Genomic DNA, 4,761 nt, shown 5'->3' with positions numbered 1-4,761 from the left:
GCGCTGCTCGTGCTGACCGCCGACGGGCGGGCCGCGGTGGAGCGCGCCCACCGGGCCAGGCGGGCGGCGTTCGCCCAGGCCATGGCCGGCTGGACCGATGGCGAACGGGCCGAGTTCGCCCGCCTGCTCGCCCGCTTCGTCGCCGCCCTGCCCGGCTAGCGCTCCGCCGTCAGGCGAAGGTCTGGCCCCAGAGCAGCAGCATGACGATGATGAAGACGATCATCACTCCGGCGTAGCCGACGGGCCCGAGGCGCAGCACGCGGCGTACGCGGTTGAGACCCCAGGCGAAGAGCACCGCGAGGAAAACCAGAAGGATCAGCCCGCCGTCCATCAAAATCTCCCGAGGGGGTCTTCGCCTTCAGACGACGGGGGAATCGGGAGCGGGAGGGCCGTCAAGGCCCGAGCGTGCGGTGACCTGTCAGATTCGCGGATCAGAGTCTCCTTCCGGGATTTCGTCGGTACCGGCCGATAGCGTTGATCAGTGCGGTCGGGGTTGAGGAGGTGGGCGTGCGCAGGTCGTTCAAGTTCCTGCTGCGCCCTACCGCCGGCCAGGTGGCGGCGCTCACGGCGTGCCTTGATGACCACCGCGACCTGTACAACGCCGCTCTTGAACACCGTCGTACGGCCTACCGCAAGGCAGGCGTGACGGTCCGGTATGGCGAGCAGTCGGGCGAGTTGAAGCACATCCGCGCCGACGACCCCGGGGGTCAGGGCCGGTGGTCGTTCTCCTCCCAGCAGGCCACTTTGCGACGGTTGGACAAGGCGTTCCGCGCGTTCTTCTCGCGGGTCAAGACCGGGAGCAAGGCGGGCTTGCCGCGGTTCAAGGGCCGGGGCTGGTTCGACACGGTCGAGTGGCCCAAGGACGGCGACGGCTGCCGGTGGGACTGTCAGCCCGAGCACCCGGCCGCAACATTCGTCCGCCTTCAGGGCATCGGGCATGTGCGGGTGCACCGGCACCGGCAGGTGCTCGGCACCGTGAAGACGATCAGCGTCAAGCGGGAAGGCTCCCGCTGGTTCGTCGTGCTGTCGTGCGATGACGTGCCCGCCGAAACGCTGCCCGCGACGGGCGTGGTGGCCGGGATCGACATGGGTGTCGCCTCGCTGGTGGCCACCAGCGACGGCGTGCACGTCGCCAACCCGCGTCACCTGGCCGCGACCGCCACCCGGCTGGCGGCCGCGCAGCGGGACCTCGCCCGTAAGAGGCGCGGGTCCAGGCGCCGCCGTACGGCCGTGGCCCGGGTCGCGGCGCTGCACGCGAAGGTGCGGCGAGGTCGACTCGACGCGGCGCACAAGGCCGCGCTGGCGCTGGTCCGCGACTATGACGTGATCGTGCACGAGGACCTGAAGATCGCGAACATGACCCGGTCGGCCGGCACGATCGACCGGCCGGGCCGCAACGTCGCGGCCAAGTCCGGCCTCAACCGAAGCGTTCTGGACGCGGGTTGGGGGGTGTTCCTGCAGGTCCTCGCGTACAAGGCTGAAAGCGCCGGTCGAGAGCTGATCGCAGTCGATCCCCAAAAGCGCCGGTCGAGAGCTGATCGCAGTCGATCCCCACAACACCTCCCGCACGTGCGCCCGCTGCGGGCACTGCGCCAAGGAGAACCGCGTCACCCAAGCCGAGTTCGCCTGTCAGGCGTGCGGACACACCGCGCACGCCGACACCAACGCGGCAACCAACATCCTCAGGGCAGGGCTTGCCCTTCGCCGGGCTGCGGAAGCGGCTTAGCGAGAAGCCGCCTCCTTCAGGAGACGGAGGAGTCACGCTTGCCAGTATGCGCCGCGTGGCGGCGGGTCGGGCCGGTTCCTGGGGGACCGGGTGTCAGAAGCCGAACGACCGGCCGATGATCTCCTTCATGATCTCGGTGGTGCCGCCGTAGATCGTCTGTACGCGGCTGTCCAGCCACGCCTTGGCCACCGGATACTCGGTCATGTAGCCGTATCCGCCGTGCAACTGCAGGCAGCGGTCGACGACCTTGGTCTGCAGCTCGGTGGTCCACCACTTGGCCTTGGCCGCGTCCACCGCGGTCAGCCGGCCGGCGTTCAGGGCGACGATGCACTTGTCGACGTAGTGGCGGGCGATGTCGGTCTCGGTGGCCAGCTCGGCCAGGACGAAGCGGGTGTTCTGGAAGGAGCCGATGTTCTGGCCGAACGCCTGGCGGGTCCGGCAGTACTCGATGGTCCGCTCCAGCGCCGTCTCGGCCGCCGCGACCGCTCCGACGGCGATCGACAGGCGCTCCTGCGGCAGGTTGCGCATGAGCTGGTAGAAGCCCTCGCCCTCGCCGGAGCCGAGCCGGTTGGCCACGGGCACGCGTACGTTGTCGAAGAACAGCTCGGCCGTGTCCTGCGCCTTCATCCCGACCTTGTCCAGGTTGCGGCCCCGGCCGAACCCCTCCATCCCGCGCTCCACGACCAGCAGCGTGATGCCCCGCGCCCCCGCCTCCGGGTCGGTCTTGGCCACCACCACGACCAGGTCGGCGTTGATGCCGTTCGTGATGAACGTCTTCTGCCCGTTGAGCACGTAGTGATCGCCCTCGCGGACCGCCGTGGTCCTGATGCCCTGCAGGTCGCTCCCGGCGCCCGGCTCGGTCATCGCGATCGCCGTGATCAGCTCGCCGCTGACGAAGCCGGGCAGCCACCGCCGCCTCTGCTCGTCGTCGGTCATCTCGACGACGTACGGCGCCATGACGTCGTTGTGCAGCGAGAACCCGAGGCCGGTCGCGCCGTGCCTGATCATCTGCTCCAGGATCACGGTGTTGTACCGGAAGTCCGTGATGCCCGCCCCGCCGTACTCCTCGGGCACCGAGAACCCGAACATCCCGAGCTCCCCGGCCTTCTTCCACACCTCTCGCGGGACGATCCCGTCCTTCTCCCAGCGATCATGGTGCGGTGTGACCTCGCGGGCCATGAACTCGCGCACGGTCTCCTGGAAGAGCAGGTGCTCCTCGTCGAAGAGGCCTCGCTCCATCGGTCGCCTCCAAACGGGGTGTCGTGGTCGGCAGAATACAATTCTGTTACTGCCACGTATACCCACTCTGCCGGGCGGACACGGCTTCATCACAAGTGCCAGAAGAAGGTCGGGTCGATGGTGATATTGACTCTAAGATCTACTTTCGGTCTAGTGTGATCGGAGTTCCCGTGAATCGGTGGCACAAGGCGCTTGTCGCCGCATCGGTGGGCATTGCCGCCTCCGCCGCGTTCGTGGTGACACCTGCGAAGGCGGAGTCGGTCAACCTCGTCGTGGACTACCGCTGCACCGGGGGCGTCGCCGGCACGGGCGCGGTCACGCTCCGGGCGCGGGTGCAGATCCCGACCGTGATCCAGGTGGGCGGGACGCTCAATCTGGCCTGGCAGGTCGAGTACACGGGCACCCCCAGGTTCAAGTCGCCGGACTACTTCACCGCGGGGGCTGCGGTCTCCCTGGTCGGCAATGTCAAGCTCGAAGGCGCGTGGAACGGCGTACTCGAACCCAGGGGGAGCGAAGAGCAGGGGGCGCTCCAGCCGGGTGTCCGGCTGGAGGTGCCGGAGGGCATCTCGTCCTTCGCGCACCTGACCCAGCAGGGCGTGCTCAAGCTGAGCCCGCAGGGCATGTCGGTGGACTTCGTTCCGCCCGCGGGAGAGGTCACCGTCAACGACGACGAGCTGGACCGGGTGCGCTACCCCACGGGCACGTGGACCCACGACGGTCCCACGCGGGTCGAGTACGGAGACTGGCTCCGTGACGTCCACACGGCCGGTGCCCGAGGTGACACCGCGCGGATCAGCTTCCTCGGCACGGGCTTCGAGTACGTGGGACGTCGCATGCCCGACGTGAGCAAGGTCCGGGTGATCGTGGACGACGACGACTCGGCGGTCGTCGATCCCACGAAGAACTCCGACGGCACCCCCACGAACGCCACCCAGGGCAACGTCTCCCTCTGGGAGCGCAAGGACCTGGACTACGGGCCGCACACCGTCACGATCAGGAACCTCGACGACAAGCCCATCCACCTCGACGCGTTCAAGATCCACACGCGGGAGATGATCGACCCGCCGACACTGCACAGGTCGACGTGCGTGATCACCAACAACCCGGGCGCCGTTGAGGTGACCGTGCGCGGCGCGACCCCGACGGGGACGCCCACCGTCTCTCCGACGCCAACCGGCTCGCCGACCGTGACCCCGACCACCACGGGGACACCGACTTCCACGAGCACGCCGACGACGACGGCCCCGCATCAGGGCACCGTGCCGGGCGGGGGCGTCGTGACGGGGAGCGCGAGGCCCGCCACGACCAGGACCGCGACTGTCACCGCCACACCCACCACGACCCGGTCCAAGGCGCAGGTGGCCAAGACCCCCAAGGGCGGGGTGGACACGGGTGAGGCGCCGGAGCCGCGGAGCGCCGGCTCGTACGGGTTGATCGCGGGCGGATCGCTGCTGCTGATGGGCAGCGCCACCGGCGGGCTGCTGCTACGGCGGCGGCGCGCCACGCATGCGGGAGGAGCGAGCTGATGACCGAGCAGAAGTCACCGCTGAACAGGGCCCTGCCCGGGCTGCTGGTCGCCGGCTCGCTGGGTGGCGTGGGCGCCATCATGGTGGGCCTGCTGTCGCTGGCTCCGGCCGTGGACGACGGCTCCGGGCCGGCGCCGGTCGCCCAGGCCGAGCCGGGCACCGTGCAGATCCAGAACGCGGGCGCGTTCATCCTCTCGCCCACGGTCGGCCCCGGCGGCGCCGGCGACCCCCTGACCCCCGCCCGCCTCGACGCCCCGCCACCCCTGGCGG

The 4,761-nt window shown here is 69.5% G+C and carries 4 protein-coding genes and 1 pseudogene; 3 read left to right on the top strand and 2 right to left on the bottom strand.

Annotated elements, in window-relative coordinates:
* Positions 1-169: 169 nt before the first annotated feature.
* The gene (locus DQW85_RS45540; protein ID WP_205314796.1) at positions 170-331 is read right to left on the bottom strand and encodes a hypothetical protein; all 162 of its coding nucleotides are present in this window, start codon (positions 329-331) and stop codon (positions 170-172) included.
* A 176-nt stretch (positions 332-507) separates the two neighbouring features.
* Between DQW85_RS45540 and DQW85_RS01855 the strand changes: the two genes are divergently transcribed.
* Positions 508-1,845 carry an RNA-guided endonuclease InsQ/TnpB family protein gene (locus DQW85_RS01855; RefSeq protein WP_476703590.1) on the top strand — a complete coding sequence of 446 codons (1,338 nt, stop codon included), beginning with the start codon at positions 508-510 and terminating at the stop codon, positions 1,843-1,845.
* Here DQW85_RS01855 and DQW85_RS01850 read toward each other — a convergent pair.
* Complete coding sequence (locus DQW85_RS01850; protein WP_113698715.1) at positions 1,820-2,965, bottom strand: acyl-CoA dehydrogenase family protein; 1,146 nt, start codon at positions 2,963-2,965, stop codon at positions 1,820-1,822. The genes DQW85_RS01855 and DQW85_RS01850 overlap by 26 nt on opposite strands.
* Before the next feature lie 170 nt (positions 2,966-3,135).
* Here DQW85_RS01850 and DQW85_RS01845 point away from each other — a divergent pair, with 170 nt between their 5' ends.
* Complete coding sequence (locus DQW85_RS01845; RefSeq protein WP_162794647.1) at positions 3,136-4,491, top strand: hypothetical protein; 1,356 nt, start codon at positions 3,136-3,138, stop codon at positions 4,489-4,491.
* Positions 4,491-4,761 (top strand): annotated as a pseudogene (locus tag DQW85_RS01840) (hypothetical protein); the annotation flags it as partial. The gene DQW85_RS01845 and the pseudogene DQW85_RS01840, both read left to right, overlap by 1 nt.

Origin of the sequence: Nonomuraea lactucae (assembly GCF_003313395.1) — a bacterium.
Lineage (GTDB): Bacteria > Actinomycetota > Actinomycetes > Streptosporangiales > Streptosporangiaceae > Nonomuraea > Nonomuraea lactucae.
The sequence above is the reverse complement of the archived record's forward strand: the minus strand, read 5'-3'. Positions and strand labels throughout refer to the sequence as shown.